Genomic DNA, 14,153 nt, shown 5'->3' on the forward strand with positions numbered 1-14,153 from the left:
CCCGCGCCGCGGTGCTCAGCGCAGGCGGGCGCTGATGCCGGTCGCGACGGCGATCGTCTCGGCGCAGACATCCCAGTCCACGCCGGTGGCGATGCCGGAGGCGACGATGCCGAGCGCGAACGACCCACCCGACGGGACGGCGACCTCCACCGAGCAGCCGCCGATCCGGCCGTCCGGGCGCGTCTCCGGTTCGAGCACGGCGCGCCGGTCGGCGATGGTGATCGAGGACTCCGCCGGGCCGGGCGCGCGGCGCGCCGGATCGGTGGAATCGGTCGGGCGCGGGGTGAAGCCGATGGTGAACCGGCCCGTCGGGGAGCTCTGCACCGAGAACCAGGCGCAGCGCGGCAGCGACCGCGGCGGGGTGTCGGCGCGGGTCGCGCCGGGGTCGAGGACGAACCGGGCCAGGTCGGCGTCGTCGAGGACCGCGCACGGGTGCTGGGTCAGGTCGGCGACGGTCCACGGTGCGGGCGGCGGCTGCGCGGTGGAGCGGGCGGGCGGCGCTGACACGGGCGGGGTGGATTCGGAGGTGCCGGTCGTGCAGCCCGTCAGCAGTGTGCCTGCCAGCAATGCCGCGAGCGCCCCGCCCCTGGCCCGTTCGTGCATCGTCGCCCTCCGTGCGTCGCCCGGTTACCGCTGCTTCCCGACCATAGACGAACCCGGTGCGGCCCGATCCGCGTCGGCGGCTGATGAGCGCCGTGAGCACACGTTATTGTGGCGCTGTGGAATTCGGTGCCGGCGACGTCGTCTACTTCCCGCGGGGACCGTTCGGCGGCGTCTGCGGCGTCGTGCGCGAGGTCGACGTCCGCCGCGCCCGCCTGCGCCTCGAACTGCACGAAGGCGTCGTGCACCGCGAGGGCGGCGTGCTGCGCGGCCGCAGGCACAGCCTGACCGCCGAGTTCGACGAGGTCGAACTGCTCTGAATCTCAGTGCCGGTGCTCCGGCGGCAGTGTGAGCTCGTCGACGACCACGTGGTTCCCGCCCGCCTGCTTGGCCCGGTACATGGCGGCATCGGCGGCGTGCAGCAGCCGCTCGGGAGTCGGGCGCGGACAGTCCGGGCAGGCGGCGGTGTCGAAGACCGCCACCCCGACGCTGGCGGTCACCTCCACCTCGGTCGAGCCCGGCTCGGCCACCGCGCGGCACAACCGCTCGGCCTCGGCGCGCGCGGCGACCGCGCCGAGCGGGACGGCGACGACGAACTCCTCGCCGCCGGTCCGCGCCACCACCGCTGGCGTCCCCGCCGCCTCGTGCAGCCTGCGCGCGGTGCTGACCAGCACGGTGTCGCCGACCCGGTGCCCCCAGGTGTCGTTGACCTCCTTGAACCGGTCGATGTCGAAGGCGATCACGCAGACGGCGGGGTAGCCGCGCATCAGCCGGGGGAGCCGGATCTCCAGACCGCGGCGGTTGAGCAGTTCGGTGAGCGGATCCGACAATGACTCGGTGCGCAGCAGCCAGTACAGGATCTGCAGCGCGGGCAGCACGCTCACCACAGCCGCGATCAGCAGCAACCCGACAGCGAGCGCCAACCGCACGTCGTGCCCGCCGGTCGCGATCCGCACCGAGAACACGATCACCGACAGCAGCGACCACGCGGTGTGCACCGCCAGCGCCCGCGCACTGTGGAAGAACCCCAGGTAACTGCCGGTGACCACGAGCAGCACCGCACCCATCGCCCCGAACAGCCGATCCGGCACCTGCAGGAACTCCACGGTGAACAGCACGTCCGCGATCCCGATCAGCACCAGCGACTCGGTGCTCCCCGGCCACGGCAGCAACCACCAGCGCAGCGCCCACAGCAGTCCGGCCCCCACCCCGACCGTCGAGGTGACCACCGGATGCGCCGGCCCGATCGGCGTGCCCGCGATCACCGCCCCCATCACCGCGATCGACAGCCCGGCGAGCCCGACCAGCAGCCGGAGCGGGCCCAGCGCCGACCGCGCCGCCAGGGTGTCCACCAGCCACGCGTAGTCGACCGGATCGTTCCACCAGGCCAGCAGCGTCTTGCCGTCGTTCATCCAGCCACCCTCGGTCCGACCGCGCCGTCCACCGTCCCCGTGCCGAGCGTCGGAGTCCAGCGACTCCCGTCAGCTCATGCGCAGCAGTCTAGGCCGGACCCCGGTGATCCGGATCGGACATGGCCCGACGACACCGGAGTCAGCCGTGCCGGGAGGGGCGATAGACGAGCTCCTGGATCCGGCCGTCGAAGGTGCGGCTCTCCAGCAGCTCGAGGTCGAAGTCGGCGACGCCCTCGAAGATCCGCTCGGCCCCGGTCCGCCCGGAGAGTACCGGGAAGATCGTCACCTGGACCCGGTCGATCAGCCCCGCCGCCAGCAGCGACCGGTTCAGCGACAGGCTGCCGTGCGAGCGCAGCGGCACCGCGGACTCCGCTTTGAGCTCGGCCACGACCCGCACGGCGTCGCCCCGGACCAGGGTGGCGTCCGGCCAGTCGCCGGTACCGGGCAGGGTCGTCGAGACCACCGTGGTCGGCATGCTGCGCATGCGGGCGTTCACCGGGTCCAGCTCGGCCGGGTCGATCGGGCCGAGCAGCGCCACGAACTGCCGGAAGGTGTTCGCGCCGAGCACCATGCGCTGGTCCGCGCCGAGCACGGTCGCGCGGTGGGCCAGGAACTCCGGGCCCTCCTTGCTCCAGTAACCGCCCCAGTCGCCGTGCTCGTCGTAGGAGGCGAAGCCGTCCAGGGTGGAGTAGACGTCGAAGGTGTAGGTGGCGGTCATGCGGCGCTCCTCGGATCCGGCGGGCTCGGGGTTCGCCGGTGCAGACGGGGTCCCGGCGCGAAACTCATCGCGGCGCGGCGGACCGCGTGGCGCAGCCGGTCGAGGTAGCCGCACGGCTCGGGGTCGTCGAGCGCGCGCGGCACCCACGGTCGAAGGTCCGCGCCCCATTTTCCCCGCTCGCGCGCACCGAACCGTCAACCAGCCGTTCAACGATACGGTCGAACCACATGGACCTCGACGAACTCCGCGCCGTCACCGCCTACGCCGTCACCTGCGCCGAACCCGCCCTCACCCGCTACGAACACCACCGCCCCGGCGACCCCCGCCCCCGCCTGGCCGTCGAGGCGGCCCGCGCATTCGCCGAGGGCGGGCCCCGCACCAGGCAGCTCCGGGACGCGGCCTGGGCGGCACAGCGGGCCTACCGGGAAGCCCGCGACACCGGACAGCCCGCCGCGAGCGAAGCCGCCCGAGCCGCCGTGGCGGCGGCGAGCGCCGCCTACCTGCACCCGATCGCGAAAGCCACCCAGGTCTGGCACATCCTCGGCGCGGCCGCCTTCGCCGCGCACGCCGCCGAACTCGACGGCTCCGAAGAACCACCGGCCGTCGCACCCGCCCCGGCGGTGATCACCGTGCTGCGCCGCTACCCGCCCGCCCCGCCCGGACGCGGCCGCGCGGGCGCGCTGCTCCGCGAACTGGATCGCAGGCTGCGGCCCTGACCGGCCGCACCCGGCGAACCCGGCCGGTCAGGCGCGCTGCTGGGCAGCCGCCGCCTTCAGATCCGCGTAGCGGATGACGGTCCCCGCCGCGCCCCAGGTGCCCTCCGGCTGCTCGCGCACCAGCACCCACACCCGCGGCGCGTCATCGGCGGGCAACCCCGCCGCGGCCAGCACATCGGCGGTGGCCTGCTGGACCAGCCCCGCCCGGCGGCGATCCGAGAGCGCGCCCTCGGGAACGGTGACATCCACCCGGAAGCGCGGCAGGTCGTCGCCGAGCGCCCCGAAATCGCTCCCCGGGACCTCCTGGATCTGCGCCCACGCCTGCGCGCGGAAGAAGTCGGTGTCCGGCGCGCCCTCCCAGTGCAGCAGCGTCGCGGCGAGGGTGTCGCGCAGCCCGCGGCGGGCGCGCTCGTCGAGGACACCGGCGGGCAGGGTCAGCTGGATGAACGGCATGTCGAACTCCTTATGACGACTGTTATATCCCTGGGAACGGTACGCTATGACAGTCGTTATGAGCAAGGAGGTAGCTGTGCCCGAACAGCGCGACCGGATGGTGGCGGGCGCGGCGGACATGCTGCGCCGCCGCGGCTACAACGCCACCAGCGTGCGGGAACTCGCCAAACACACCGGCGCCCCGCTCGGCTCGACCTACCACTACTTCCCTGGCGGCAAGGCGCAGCTGGCCGCGGAGGCGGTCCGCCTCGCCGACGGGCTCATCGCCCGCACCCTCACCCGCGAACTCGCGGCGGGCCCGATCGCCGGGCTGCGCGCCTTCGTCGCCACCTGGCGCGGCATCGTGCTGGACAGCGACTTCCAGGCGGGCTGCCCGGTGCTCGCCGTCGCGGTCGAGGAGCACCCCGACCTCGACGCCGAACCCCGCCACGCCGCCGCGGCCGCCTTCGCCCGCTGGACCGACCTGCTCGCCGCCGCGCTGCGCGAGCACGGCGCCACCATCGAGGACGCGGCCCGCACCGCGGCGCTCGTGGTGGCCGCCATCGAGGGCAGCGTCGCGGTGTGCCGGGCCCAGCGTGCCATCGACCCCCTCGATCGGATCGCCGACGCGCTCGAAGCCGCCGTCCGCGCTGTCCTCCCCGCCGCGCCCGCCTAGCTACGATGCGCCCTGTGGCATCGAGCATGTGCAACTATCCGGGCTGCCACCGGCCCGTCACCCGCAGCGGCGGCCCCGGCAGGCCGTCGGAGTACTGCGACCACCCCGACCACACCCGCTGGCGGGCCTGGCGTGAGCGGCAGCGCCAGCTGGAGAGCGCCACCGAAGACGCGCCCGCTGTCACTGTGACGGATGGTGCGCCGGTGACGGCGGCTCGGCTGCGCGCCGACGAACTGCTCGGGCAGTTCCGGACCCTCGCCGAGCAGCTCAGCACCACGCTCGGCGCCGCGGCCACCGAACTCGGCACCCTGGCCGACCCCTCGGTCGCCGAAGCCCAGGTGCAGGCCGCCCAGGCCGAGGCCGGCCGCCGGATCGCCGAGGCCGAGGTCGCCGCCGCCGACGCCGAGCAGCGGCGCCGCACCGCCGTGGAGGCGCGCGCGGCCGCCGAAGCCGCCGCCGACGACGCCGCGGCCGCCGCCGAACGCGCGGAGGCGGCGGTGGCCGCGGCCGACGCCGCCCGCGCCGAGGCACTCGCCGGGGTCGGGCGGATCACCGCGCAGGCCGCCGAGGACGTCTTCGCCGCGCGCAGCGGCGCCGACGAGCGGATCGCCGCCGCCCGCGCCGAACTCGACACCGCCCGCGAGCACATCGAATCCGAAGCACACCAGCGCGTCTCGGCGGCCGAGGAGCACGCCGCCGCCGAGATCCAGCGGGTCCGCACCGAGGCCGTCGACCGGATCGGCGCCGCCGCCGCCGACACCGCGCGCGCCGACCAGCGCGCCGCCGACGCCGAACGCGCCGCGCAGCGCGCCGAGGAGATCGCCGCCGAGCGCGGCGAAGCGCTCGCCGGCGCGCGCCGGGACGTGGAGCGGCTGCGCGCCGAACTCGACGCCGCTCGCGCCGAAACCAGGACGGTACGAACCGAACTCGACTCGGCACGTGCCGAGACCGGGTCCGTGCGCTCCGACCTCGACGCCGCTCGCGCCGAAACCGGCGCCGTGCGAGCCGAACTCGCCGAGACCCGGCGGACGGCGGCGGAGCAGCTGACCGAGCTGCGCCGGGAATCAGCGGCCGCGCTCGCCAAGGCCGAGGCCGACGCGGCCCGCCGCGCGCAGGCCCTGAACGAGGCCCGCGCCCAGACCCTGGCCAGGGCCGAACGAGCCGAGCAGCAGCTCGACGCACTGCTCGCCCAGCCGCGCTGAGCGGGTAACGCGGCCCGAACGCCGATCGTCGCCCGGGCGGAGAACAGGTGAAATCTTCGCTGCGACATCCTCGTTCGCCGCGCGGTCGCCGCCGCCCGGGTTCCGCTGCGGACCAGCGCTTTCCGCCGTGGCGGGCACCGCGAAACAGGTGTCCGCGCAACGCATTCGACCCTCCGGCGATGCACGCCCCCGACACCTGCCGGTAGTAGGGTTCCCGCGGCGCGGCGGCAGGGGCGGCCTCGCGCGGGCGAATTCGGGCGAGGTGAGGAGACTGTGGTGGGTGACGAGGCGGACGGCGGAAACCGCGAGGAACAGGCGATCCGGCGGGTGACGGACACGCTGGCGGAGAACTTCGCGGACACGCACGCCGCCGATCGGATCGAACGCACCGTGCAGTCGGTGCGCGCCCGGTTCGCCGGGCACCCCGTGCGCGAGTTCGTCCCGATCCTCATCGAGCGCGTCGCGCGCCGCGAACTCGAGCAGCTCCCCGCCGCGGAGCGGGTGACCGTCGCCCCGGAGCCGGTGTCGACGGAGAGACCGAGCGGCGAGGAACATGCCGTCGGCTCCGCTGTGCACAGCGGCGCCGAGACCGCCATCGCGGCCGTGCAGGCCGAGTCGCACCCGGATGCCGCCGGAGCGACAGCGAACGTCACATCGGCACCGGGAACGGGACCCGCAGGCCCGGAGCAGCACCCCGCCGGCGGCAACGGAATCCGCAAGGACCCCGCCGACACCCCCACCCCGGCGAACGGCACCGGCGAACCCCGCACCGGCCCCCGGCACGCGGCCCCGGAGATCCCGTTCATCACGATCCCCGCCACCCCCGACGAGCACCTCAGCTTCTTCGGCGTCGCCCGCAAGTGGGCCGTCGAACGCCCGGTCGTCCCCCTGGTCGTCGGCCTCGTCCTGGTCCTCACCGCGGTACTCGGCGTCGCCGCCACCCGGCCCGGCGACGACACCCCGGCCCCGGTCGCCGGGACCACCCCGGTCACCGTGCGCGGCCTCGTCGGCTCGGAGAAAGCGGAGTTCTTCGCCGACCCCCGGGTCGCGGAGGTCTTCTCCCGCCACGGCCTGACCGTCCAGGTGGAACCGGCAGGCTCCCGCCGGATCGCCACCCTGGACCTCGACGGCTACGAGTTCGTCTTCCCCTCCAGCGCGACGGCAGCGGATCGCATCCAGCGCGAACAGAACATCGCGACGACCTACACCCCCTTCTCCTCGCCCATGGCCGTCGCCACCTTCACCCCGATCGTGGAGGCGCTCACCGCGGCGGGCGTGATCCGCCCCGGCCCGATCCCGACCCTGGACATCGCCCGCTACCTGCAACTGGTGCGCGACAACGTCGAATGGGAGCGGCTCCCGGGCAACACCACCTACCCCGTGCGCAAGAACGTCCTCGTCTCCACCACCGACCCGCGCACCTCGAACTCCGCCGCCATGTACCTGGCCGTCGCCGGCTTCGTCGCCAACGACAACGCCGTCGTCGCCGACGCGGACGCCGAGCGCCGGGTCCTGCCGCTGCTCGGCAGGCTCTTCGCCGGCCAGGGCCGCACCGAGGGCACCAGCGAGGGGCCGTTCCGCGAATACCTCGCCGCCGGAATGGGTCCCGCGCCCCTGGTGTGGATCTACGAATCCCAGTTCGTGGAGGCCGCGGTCGCGGGGCAGACGAAACCGGGCATGGTGCTCGCCTACCCCTCGCCGACCGTGCTCTCCCAGCACACGGTGATCCCGCTCGGCGAGGCAGGGGACCGGGTCGGCGAACTGCTCAGCACCGACCCCGACCTGCAGCGCCTCGCCGCCGAACACGGCTTTCGCACCGGCGGTTTCGCCGCCGTCGCCGAGCGGCACCGGATCCCGGTCGCGGCCGACCTGATCGACGTCGTCGACACCCCGACCTCGGAGACGCTGGAGCGCATGATCGACGGAGTCGCCGCCACCTACCGGTGAGCACCTAGAGTTCGATCGTGATCGACACGACGGCGCGCAGCACGGTGCTCGACACCGTGCGCGGGTTCGCGCTCTTCGGCATCTGCGTGACGAATATGAATGTGGCGAGCGCGTTCTGGTCGATCGGCGGCACCCCCGACGACTGGTACCCGCTGTTCGACGGCACCGCCGACCACCTCACCGACGCCACCGTGATCGCGTTCTTCTCCGGCCGCTTCTACCTGCTGTTCGCGTTCCTGTTCGGGTACGCGTTCACGCTGCAGATCGCGGCCGCCGAGCGCGCCGGGGTGGCGCCGGCGCCGCGGCTGGTGCGGCGCTGCCTCGCGCTGCTGACGCTCGGCGTGCTGCACGTCGAGCTGCTCTGGCTCAACGACATCCTCACCCTGTTCGGGGTGCTCGGGCTGCTGCTGGTCGCGCTGCGCGGGATCGGGGACCGCACCGCGGTGATCCTGGCGGGCGCACTGCTGGTGGCGTGGACCGCGCTCTGGCTGCTGCCCGACAACGACACGCGGGACGTCTACTCCGCGCTCGACCTGCCCGGCTACGCCCAGCGGTACGCCGGCTCGTTCTCCTCGACGCTCGCCGCCCAGACCGAGCTGGCGCCGTTCTTCCTGATCCTGGTCTGGGTGGCGCAGGCTGTTCCGTCCTTCGCCATGCTCCTGCTCGGCCTGGTAGCGGGGCGGCGCGGGCTGCTCACCGACACCGCGAGGCTGCGGCGCCGGGCCCCGTGGGTGCTCGTCGGCGGCCTGGCGGTGGGTGTGCCGGTCTCGGCGGTGACGTTCGTGAACCATCTGGGCTGGTGGGATGCGCCCGACTACTGGGGCAGTGTGCAGGGGGCAGTCGATCCGCTGATGGCCGCCGCCTACCTGGCGGGCATCGCGCTGCTCGCGACCAGCCGCTCCGGCGCGCGGGTGACCGCGATCCTCGCGCCCGCCGGGCGGATGGCCGCCAGCAACTACATCGCCCAGTCGGTGCTGCTCATGCTGGTGCTCACCGGATACGGGTTCGCGCTCGCCGACGAGCTGCCGCCGCTCGCGGTACTCGGGGTCTCGGTGCTGATCGTGGCGGCGCTCTACACGGCGAGCAGCCGGTGGCTGGCGCAGCACCCGTACGGCCCGGTCGAGTGGCTGCTGCGCGCGGTCACCTACAACACGCTGGCACCCTGGCGGATCGATCAGGGGGCGTGACAAGTCACGGCTGTCGCGCGCCGACCATCGGCCCTACCGTGAGTGGATCAGCGCGCCGAAGGAATCCCCGATGGACACATACCAGCCCCCCGTTCTGTTGCAGTACCAGTTGCTCTGGCTGCTGGCCGCCCTGGCGCTGCTCCTGTCCTGACCTCTCAGCGCACGAACACCGCCGCCCGCTCGGCGAGCTCGAGCAGCGGCTGCGGGAACACCCCGAGCAGCAGCGTGGCGACCGAGCCCACCGCCACCACCGCGGTGGTCGGCGCGGGGGTGATGACGGACGGCCCGTCCGCGGGCGGATCGGTGAAGAACATCATCACGATCACCCGCACGTAGAAGAACGCCGCCACCGCGCTGCACAGCACGCCGACGATCACCAGCACCGCCGCGTCCGCCCCGGCCGCCGCCCCGAACACCGCGAACTTGGCGACGAAGCCACTGGTGAGCGGGATTCCGGCGAAGGAGAGCAGGAGCAGTGCGAAGGCGCCGGCCAGCCACGGGTTGCGCCGGCCGAGCCCGGCCCAGTCGGCCAGCGCGGTCGCCTCCGACCCGTCGGGGGCGCGCACCAGCGCCACCGCGGCGAAGGCGGCGAGCGTGCCGAGGCCGTAGACGGCCAGGTAGAACAGCAGCGCCGCGGTGCCCGCGTCGTCGGCGGCGACCACGCCGGTGAGCAGGAAACCGGCGTGCGCCACCGACGAATACGCCAGCATCCGCTTCACATCGGTCTGGGTGACCGCCATGACCGCGCCCAGCACCATGGTCGCGATGCACACCGCCGCCAGCACCGGACGCCAGTCGTCGCGCAGCGACGGCACCGCGACCGTGAGCACCCGCACCAGCGCGCCGATCGCCGCGATCTTGGTCGCCGCCGCCATGAACGCCGTCACCGGCGTCGGCGCACCCTGGTAGACGTCGGGCACCCACGCCTGGAACGGCACCGCCCCCACCTTGAACAGCAACCCCACCGCCAGCATGCCGACCCCGAGCAGCGCCAGCAGCGGCTCCCCGGACTGCCCGGCCAGCGCGTCGCCGATCCCGCTCAACCGCACCGTGCCCGCCGCCCCGTACAGCAGCGCCACCCCGTACAGGAAGAACGCCGACGAGAAGGCGCCCAGCAGGAAATATTTCAGCGCCGCCTCCTGCGAGAGCAGCCGCCGATACCGGGCCAGCCCGCACAGCAGATACAGCGGCAGCGAGAGCACCTCGAGCGCGACGAACATGGTCAGCAGGTCGTTCGAGGCCGGGAAGAGCAGCAGCCCGCCCACCGCGAGCAGCAGCAGCGGGAACACCTCGGTGGCGGCGATCCCGGCGCGCGCGGCCGCGTCCTCGTCGGCCCCGCCCGGTACCGCCGCGGCCTGCGGGGTGAAGGCGTCCACCCGGCGCGCGGCGTGCTGGGCGGCCGCCGCGCTCCAGGTGCCCGGCCCCGAGCGGGCCCGGCCGGGCGCGGGGAAGCCGCGCTCGGCGGCGAAAACCACCCCGAGCAGCGCGACCACCAGGATCGCGCCCTGCAGGAACAGCGTGACCCCGTCCACCGCGACCGCGCCCGCCACCGCCGTCGCCGAGGTGCCCGCCAGCAGCAGCACCGCCACGAACGCCGCCACCAGCGCGGACAGCGCCAGCACCAGATGCAGGGTGTAGCGCGACCTGCGCGGCGCGAACGCCTCCACCAGCACCCCGAGCACCCCGGCCGCGAAGACCAGCAGCATGGGGGAGAGCAGCCCGTACTCGATACTCGGCGCGGGCAGCGCGGCGGCGAGAGACATCGTCGGAGAGCTCATTTCGGTTCCTTCCCGGCATTCGCCGACGGAACAGCGGGCACCGGGTCCTGCACGCCGACCGAGGTCAGCGTCTGCTGGACCGCGGGATCCACCAGCTCCAGCACCGGCTTCGGATACACGCCGAGGACGAGCAGCGCGGCCAGCAGCGGCGCCACCACCAGCAGCTCGCGCGGCACCAGATCCGGCAGCGTCGCGTTCTCCTCCCGCACCGGCCCGGTCATCAGCCGCTGGTACAGCCACAGGATGTAGATCGCGGCCAGCACCAGCGCACCCGCCGCCACGATCGCCGCCACCTGGTAGCGGGTGAAGGTGCCGACCAGGACCAGGAACTCGCTGACGAACGGCGCCAGCCCGGGCAGCGACAGCGTCGCCAGCCCGGCCACGAAGAAGCTGCCCGCCAGCACCGGAGCCACCTTCTGCACCCCGCCGTAGTCGGCGATCAGCGTGCTGCCCCGCCGCGACACCAGGAACCCGGCCACCAGGAACAGTGCCGCCGTGGAGATCCCGTGGTTCACCATGTAGAGCGTGGCGCCGGTCTGGGCCTGCCCGGTCATGGCGAAGATGCCGAGGATGATGAAACCGAAGTGCGAGATCGAGGTGTAGGCGATGAGCCGCATGATGTCGGTCTGCCCGATCGCCAGCAGCGCCCCGTACAGGATGCCGACCACCGCCAGGGTGACGATCACCGGCGCGTAGGAGCGCGCGGAGTCCGGGAACAGCGGCAGGCTGTAGCGCAGCATGCCGAAGGTGCCGACCTTGTCCACCACCGCCATCATCAGCACCGCGCCCGCCGGGGTCGCGGCCACCGCCGCGCCGGGCAGCCAGGTGTGCAGCGGCCACAGCGGCGCCTTCACCGCGAAGGCGAACAGGAAGCCGAGGAACAGCGCGTCCAGCACCGGCGCCGCCGCGCCGAGCTGCCCGTTCGCCGCCGCCTCCGCCACGATCCGCATGTCGAAGGTGCCGCCGCCGTCCACGCCCAGCCCCTCGCGCGCGGTGAGCACGTACAGCCCGATCACCGCCGCCAGCATCACCAGCCCGCCGAACAGGTTGTACAGCAGGAACTTCACCGCCGCTCGCGAACGCTGCTGGCGCGCCTGCTCGTCGCCGGTGCGCGGGCCGAAACCGCCGATCAGGAAGTACATCGGGATCAGCATGGCCTCGAAGAACACGTAGAACAGCAGGATGTCCAGCGAGGTGAAGGAGAGCAGCACCATCGCCTCGACCACCAGCATCAGCGCCACATAGGTGTGCGCGGCGCGCGGCCCCGCCCCCGCGGCGCGGCCGTCGTGCCAGCCCGCGAGCAGCAGCAACGGCATGAGCGCGGCGGTGAGCAGCACCAGCACCAGCGCGATGCCGTCCACGCCCAGGGTGTAGCCGGCACCGAAGGCCGGGATCCACTCGTGCTCCTCGACGAACTGGTAGCGGCCCGCGCCCGGCTCGAAACCCACCGCCACCCCGGCCGCCACCGCCAGCGTGAGCAGCGCCGCGCCGAGCGCGACGTAGCGCGCCGCGGCCGGGCGCGCGGCAGGCATCACCGCAGCCAGCAGCGCACCTCCGGCCGGGACCAGCCAGAGCACCGTCAACCAGGGGATATCGTTCACCAGATCCTCACCGCCAGCAGGGCTGCGGCCACCAGGGCCGCGCCGGTGAACATGGACAGCGCGTAGGAGCGCACGAAACCGGTCTGCGCGCGCCGCAACCGGGCCGAGAGCCCGCCGATCCCGGCCGCGGTGCTGTTCACCACGCCGTCGATCCCGCGGGCGTCGACGAAGACCAGCGACCGGGTCAGGTGCTGCCCGGGCCGCATGAACGCCGCCTCGTTCACCGCGTCGCCGTAGAGGTCACGCCGCGCCGCGGTGGTCAGCGCCGACACCGGCTCCGGTGCGGTGCGCGGCACCGGGCGCCGCCCGTAGCGCCGCACCGTCACCGCGACGCCGACGGCGACCGTGGCCAGCGCCAGCAGCGTCACCACCCAGGCCGGGATCGTGTGCTCGCCGTGCGCCTCGCCGACCACCGGGGCCAGCCAGGTCTGCAAGCCGGAGCCGATCACCAGCAGCCCGCCCGCGCCGACCGAGCCGAACGCCAGCACGATCATCGGCCCGGTCATCGAGGCAGGCGCCTCGTGCGGGTGCGCGTCCTCGGCCCAGCGGCGCTCACCGAAGAAGGTGAGCAGCATGACCCTGGTCATGTAGAACGCGGTCAGCCCGGCGCCGAGCAGCGTGACCGCGCCGAGCGCGAGCCCGGCCGCGCCCGGCTCGGCGAAGGCCGCCTCGATGATCTTGTCCTTGGAGAAGAACCCGGCGAACGGCGGCACCCCGATGATCGCCAGGTAGCCGAGCCCGAAGGTGGCGAAGGTGATCGGCAGCGCCGCCCGCAGCGCGCCGTAGCGGCGCATGTCGGTCTCGTCGTTCATGGCGTGCATGACCGACCCGGCGCCGAGGAACAGCCCCGCCTTGAAGAAACCGTGCGTGAGCAGGTGCAGGATGGCGAAGGCGTACCCGGCCGGGCCGAGCCCCGCGGCCAGCACCATGTAGCCGATCTGGCTCATGGTGGAGGCGGCCAGCGCCTTCTTGATGTCGTCCTTGGCGCAGCCGATGATCGCGCCGAAGAGCAGCGTCACCGCCCCGACCAGCACCACCGCCAGCCTGGCGCCCGCGGAGAGGTCGTAGACGGCGTGGCAGCGGGCGATCAGGTAGACGCCCGCGGTGACCATGGTGGCGGCGTGGATGAGCGCCGAGACCGGGGTCGGGCCCTCCATGGCGTCGCCGAGCCAGGACTGCAGCGGCACCTGCGCCGACTTGCCGCACGCCGCCAGCAGGAGCAGCAGCCCCAGCGCCAGCACCGTCCCCTCGCTCGCGCCCGGCACCCCGGCGAAGACGGTGCCGAAGTCGACCGAGCCGAAGGTGGCGAACATGACCATCATCGCGATCGCCAGGCCGGTGTCGCCGACCCGGTTCACCACGAACGCCTTCTTCGCCGCGGTCGCGGCCGACGGCTTGTGGAACCAGAACCCGATCAGCAGGTACGAGGCCAGCCCGACACCCTCCCAGCCCAGGTACAGCACCAGGAAGTTGTCCGCGAGCACCAGCAGCAGCATGGCGCCGAGGAACAGGTTCAGGAAGCCGAAGAAGCGGCGGCGGCCCGGGTCGTCCTTCATGTAGCCGGTCGAGTAGATGTGGATCAGTGAGCCGACGCCGGTGATCAGCAGCACGAAGCACATCGAGAGCTGGTCCAGGCGCAGCGCCAGATCCACCTGCAGGCCGTCCGCCGGGACCCAGGAGTACAGGTCGGCGGCGATCGCGCGGTCGGCCGTGGCCCGGCCGAGCATGGCCACGAACGCCGCCGCGGCCAGCGCGAAGGCGGCCAGCGCGGTCGCGCAGCCGAGCCAGTGGCCCCAGCGGTCGGCGCGGCGGCCGAGCAGCAGCAGGACGGCCGCGCCTGCCAGCGGCAGCGCGGGCAGCAGCCAGAGCGTCACGGTATCCATG

General features: G+C 73.5%; 13 protein-coding genes. 6 read left to right on the top strand and 7 right to left on the bottom strand.

Annotated elements, in window-relative coordinates:
- Nucleotides 1-15: 15 nt before the first annotated feature.
- Nucleotides 16-603 (bottom strand): DUF3558 family protein, encoded by a 588-nt coding sequence (locus ACFO0B_RS02565; RefSeq protein ID WP_378610639.1) that lies wholly within the window; start codon nt 601-603, stop codon nt 16-18.
- A 116-nt stretch (nt 604-719) separates the two neighbouring features.
- Between ACFO0B_RS02565 and ACFO0B_RS02570 the strand changes: the two genes are divergently transcribed.
- The gene (locus ACFO0B_RS02570; protein WP_378610640.1) at nt 720-920 is read left to right on the top strand and encodes a hypothetical protein; all 201 of its coding nucleotides are present in this window, start codon (nt 720-722) and stop codon (nt 918-920) included.
- A gap of 3 nt (nt 921-923) precedes the next feature.
- On the opposite strand, the gene ACFO0B_RS02575 is transcribed toward ACFO0B_RS02570, so the two are convergent.
- Nucleotides 924-2,012, bottom strand: coding sequence for a GGDEF domain-containing protein (locus tag ACFO0B_RS02575; RefSeq protein WP_378610641.1), 1,089 nt, complete (start codon nt 2,010-2,012; stop codon nt 924-926).
- 139 nt (nt 2,013-2,151) lie between these two features.
- Nucleotides 2,152-2,730 (bottom strand): dihydrofolate reductase family protein, encoded by a 579-nt coding sequence (locus ACFO0B_RS02580; RefSeq protein WP_378610642.1) that lies wholly within the window; start codon nt 2,728-2,730, stop codon nt 2,152-2,154.
- Between the two features lie 227 nt (nt 2,731-2,957).
- Here ACFO0B_RS02580 and ACFO0B_RS02585 point away from each other — a divergent pair, with 227 nt between their 5' ends.
- Complete coding sequence (locus ACFO0B_RS02585; RefSeq protein ID WP_378610643.1) at nt 2,958-3,446, top strand: putative immunity protein; 489 nt, start codon at nt 2,958-2,960, stop codon at nt 3,444-3,446.
- Nucleotides 3,447-3,473: 27 nt separating this feature from the next.
- On the opposite strand, the gene ACFO0B_RS02590 is transcribed toward ACFO0B_RS02585, so the two are convergent.
- Nucleotides 3,474-3,899: a tautomerase family protein gene (locus tag ACFO0B_RS02590; RefSeq protein ID WP_378610644.1), complete on the bottom strand. Its 426-nt coding sequence runs from the start codon at nt 3,897-3,899 to the stop codon at nt 3,474-3,476.
- A 58-nt stretch (nt 3,900-3,957) separates the two neighbouring features.
- On the opposite strand from ACFO0B_RS02590, the gene ACFO0B_RS02595 reads away from it, so the two are divergent.
- The 4 genes from ACFO0B_RS02595 (at nt 3,958) to ACFO0B_RS02610 (ending at nt 8,890) form a co-directional block, all read left to right on the top strand.
- Nucleotides 3,958-4,554: a TetR/AcrR family transcriptional regulator gene (locus ACFO0B_RS02595; protein WP_378610645.1), complete on the top strand. Its 597-nt coding sequence runs from the start codon at nt 3,958-3,960 to the stop codon at nt 4,552-4,554.
- Nucleotides 4,555-4,568: 14 nt separating this feature from the next.
- On the top strand, nt 4,569-5,756 hold the full coding sequence (locus ACFO0B_RS02600) for a hypothetical protein (protein ID WP_378610646.1): 1,188 nt from the start codon (nt 4,569-4,571) through the stop codon (nt 5,754-5,756).
- A gap of 276 nt (nt 5,757-6,032) precedes the next feature.
- The gene (locus tag ACFO0B_RS02605) at nt 6,033-7,703 is read left to right on the top strand and encodes a three-helix bundle dimerization domain-containing protein (RefSeq protein ID WP_378610647.1); all 1,671 of its coding nucleotides are present in this window, start codon (nt 6,033-6,035) and stop codon (nt 7,701-7,703) included.
- A 17-nt stretch (nt 7,704-7,720) separates the two neighbouring features.
- Nucleotides 7,721-8,890, top strand: coding sequence for a DUF418 domain-containing protein (locus ACFO0B_RS02610; RefSeq protein ID WP_378610648.1), 1,170 nt, complete (start codon nt 7,721-7,723; stop codon nt 8,888-8,890).
- Between the two features lie 155 nt (nt 8,891-9,045).
- Here the strand turns inward: ACFO0B_RS02610 and nuoN are convergent, their stop codons facing one another.
- Genes nuoN through nuoL form a run of 3 tightly spaced genes read right to left on the bottom strand, consistent with a single transcriptional unit; the run spans nt 9,046 to nt 14,152 of the window.
- A complete protein-coding gene (nuoN, locus tag ACFO0B_RS02615; RefSeq protein WP_378610649.1) occupies nt 9,046-10,668 on the bottom strand; it encodes an NADH-quinone oxidoreductase subunit NuoN in 1,623 nt (540 codons plus the stop codon).
- The gene (locus ACFO0B_RS02620; RefSeq protein WP_378610650.1) at nt 10,665-12,269 is read right to left on the bottom strand and encodes an NADH-quinone oxidoreductase subunit M; all 1,605 of its coding nucleotides are present in this window, start codon (nt 12,267-12,269) and stop codon (nt 10,665-10,667) included. Before ACFO0B_RS02620 ends, nuoN begins: the two co-directional genes overlap by 4 nt.
- Nucleotides 12,266-14,152 (bottom strand): NADH-quinone oxidoreductase subunit L, encoded by a 1,887-nt coding sequence (gene nuoL, locus ACFO0B_RS02625; RefSeq protein WP_378610651.1) that lies wholly within the window; start codon nt 14,150-14,152, stop codon nt 12,266-12,268. Before nuoL ends, ACFO0B_RS02620 begins: the two co-directional genes overlap by 4 nt.
- Nucleotide 14,153: the final 1 nt, after the last annotated feature.

It is taken from the genome of Nocardia jiangsuensis, assembly GCF_042650385.1.
In the GTDB taxonomy this organism is placed as follows: Bacteria; Actinomycetota; Actinomycetes; order Mycobacteriales; family Mycobacteriaceae; genus Nocardia; species Nocardia jiangsuensis.

Bases quoted from the DNA above. Each gene is read 5' to 3' on its own strand.
- ACFO0B_RS02565 (WP_378610639.1), bottom strand. From the start codon at position 603: ATGCACGAACGGGCCAGGGGCGGGGCGCTCGCGGCATTGCTGGCAGGC.
- ACFO0B_RS02575 (WP_378610641.1), bottom strand. From the start codon at position 2,012: ATGAACGACGGCAAGACGCTGCTGGCCTGGTGGAACGATCCGGTCGAC.
- ACFO0B_RS02580 (WP_378610642.1), bottom strand. From the start codon at position 2,730: ATGACCGCCACCTACACCTTCGACGTCTACTCCACCCTGGACGGCTTC.
- ACFO0B_RS02585 (WP_378610643.1), top strand. From the start codon at position 2,958: ATGGACCTCGACGAACTCCGCGCCGTCACCGCCTACGCCGTCACCTGC.
- ACFO0B_RS02590 (WP_378610644.1), bottom strand. From the start codon at position 3,899: ATGCCGTTCATCCAGCTGACCCTGCCCGCCGGTGTCCTCGACGAGCGC.
- ACFO0B_RS02595 (WP_378610645.1), top strand. From the start codon at position 3,958: ATGAGCAAGGAGGTAGCTGTGCCCGAACAGCGCGACCGGATGGTGGCG.
- nuoN (WP_378610649.1), bottom strand. From the start codon at position 10,668: ATGAGCTCTCCGACGATGTCTCTCGCCGCCGCGCTGCCCGCGCCGAGT.
- nuoL (WP_378610651.1), bottom strand. From the start codon at position 14,152: ATGGATACCGTGACGCTCTGGCTGCTGCCCGCGCTGCCGCTGGCAGGC.